We start from the raw sequence: 2,024 nt of genomic DNA on the forward strand, positions 1-2,024 counted from the left end.
AAAATAAGCTTGTTTAGCGTGCTTCTTTTGAAGTGTAGAATGATTGTTTTTGCCTTAATTAAGTGAAAAACGGAGTTTTTTCACAGCCTGACGTTTCGCAGCTTTGCGTGGTTGCGAACTTCGGAACCGAGATTTTTCTGCTAAGATAAAATTTCTTGCGAAAGATAAACGTGAATTTTGCACTTATTTCGCAATCTCGCAAAACCGCTGTTGGCAGATCGGCTATCATTTTCAATTCTAAACTTCTATTAAATTTGGCTCAATATTATTCATAAAGTTTATAGAACTAATTATAAACTTTTCAATATCAGAATCTATTAATTTTCCAATGACTTCAAAATATTGTTCAAAGATTGTGTTTCCGTTAGTTTTCATATGTGTTATATCTTTTCTAATCGAATATGCTTCAAAAATATTTTCTAAATCGGTTAAGTGTTGTTTATTATTTTTATTTGGAAAAATTTCAGGAAAAATTTTTTCAATTTTTTCTCTAAAAGTTGTTCCTTTTTCAATTTCTTTTTTATTTAGTTTTACTTTTTTATTTTTAATTTCTTTTATAAATACATAATCATTAGGTATTTTTTGATTCATAAATATTTCTAAACTATTTATTAATGAATTAATGGAAACCATTTTACACTCTATGTATTTATTATACACTTCTGATGTTCCAGAATCATTATTATTTAAACGATAAGTTCTTTCTCCAACCTTTTCAGAATATTCGGAAAACTTGTTAATGTAATATTCGGATTTATTATAATTTTCGATTGACGAATTTAAAAGTATAAATATTGGATTTGGAATTCTTGACAAATATTTTAATCCGTTTCTTTCTATACTTCTTAATTTAGAAACATATTTTTTTCCATTATCATATTCTATTATTTCTAACAGTTCATTTTTTAGGTTATTTTCTTTTTCTTGTAAAGGAATTATTTCAACATCTTCGCCATTCGCATAAACAACTTTTCCAACAAACTCTATATTTAAATCAGCTTTAACTTTTATATGTTTCATAAATATTCAAGTAAAATTTTCACAAATATATTATTTTGGTTGTATTTCTATTCGGTTCTAATTAGCTGTCTGCCAACGTGTTGCGGCTTGCAGAAGTGGCGAACTTCGTAACCGAGATTTTTCGGCTAAGATAAAATTTCTTGCGAAAGATAAACGTGAATTTACCACATATTTCGCCATTTCTGCAAACCGCTGTTAGCAGTAGCTTTTTATTTTAGGTTTTGCATCCACCATTTTTCTAACTTTGAAATTTCTAAATATTCTACTTTCAGTTTATTCCAACTCGAAGCCAAATTAATCCAAAAATATTTTCTGTGTTGCCAATCTTCCAAAGCATTATCGATAAAATCTCCTGAATGTCCTTTTTGAACCATTCTATTTCTTGCATCAAGATTTCTATCCATTGATTCATCCCAATCTTCTTCATTATCTCTTCCATTGAATGCGTAATCGAATAATCGTGTAATAAAAAGAGCTCTTGTGATTATCTCATTATTTGTTAATGAATTATCATTCAAGTAATTTTTTATTTTGTTTATTTTTTCTGCACTTATATGTTCATTTCTTATACTTTCATCATAATGAAATATTAAACACAAAGACAATAATTCGTCTTGAATTTTTTCGTCTAAAGAATGAAACCATTCTAAAATGATTGATAAAGGAGTAGTTGTCTTCATTATTTTTTATGTTTTTTTATATTGTCAATTTTAAGTTTCTGCGGTAAAGTTACTGCTAACGGTTCCTGGCTTAGCTTGTTGGGGAACTTTTAAGCAGATTATTTTTGGCTACACGAATATATGAAAAAAAACGGAAATTCCACTAAATTCCCCATCATGCTAAACCAGTGTTACAATATGTTTTTATCTATACAATCTTTCTCGCTATTCAATTTTTTACCTAATTTTCTTTGGCTGCAAACTGCATCATTTTAATTTTTGCAAATTACTTTCTGCTTAGTGATTTCGCCATTTTACTTTTGGCTGCAAACTGCATCATTTTAA

General features: G+C 27.9%; 2 protein-coding genes. Both read right to left on the reverse strand.

The genetic code is table 11. From position 1 onward, the window contains the following. Positions 1-237 precede the first annotated feature (237 nt). Entirely contained in the window at positions 238-1,020 is a 783-nt protein-coding gene (locus BMW63_RS17600) for a hypothetical protein (protein ID WP_074724769.1), read from the reverse strand. A 209-nt stretch (positions 1,021-1,229) separates the two neighbouring features. Further along, entirely contained in the window at positions 1,230-1,700 is a 471-nt protein-coding gene (locus BMW63_RS17605) for a hypothetical protein (protein ID WP_074724770.1), read from the reverse strand. Positions 1,701-2,024 lie beyond the last annotated feature (324 nt).

Origin of the sequence: Flavobacterium frigoris, from assembly GCF_900111075.1 — a bacterium.
Classification (GTDB): domain Bacteria; phylum Bacteroidota; class Bacteroidia; order Flavobacteriales; family Flavobacteriaceae; genus Flavobacterium; species Flavobacterium frigoris.

Coding starts and splice junctions, on each gene's coding strand:
- BMW63_RS17600 (WP_074724769.1), bottom strand. CDS start 1,020: ATGAAACATATAAAAGTTAAAGCTGATTTAAATATAGAGTTTGTTGGA.
- BMW63_RS17605 (WP_074724770.1), bottom strand. CDS start 1,700: ATGAAGACAACTACTCCTTTATCAATCATTTTAGAATGGTTTCATTCT.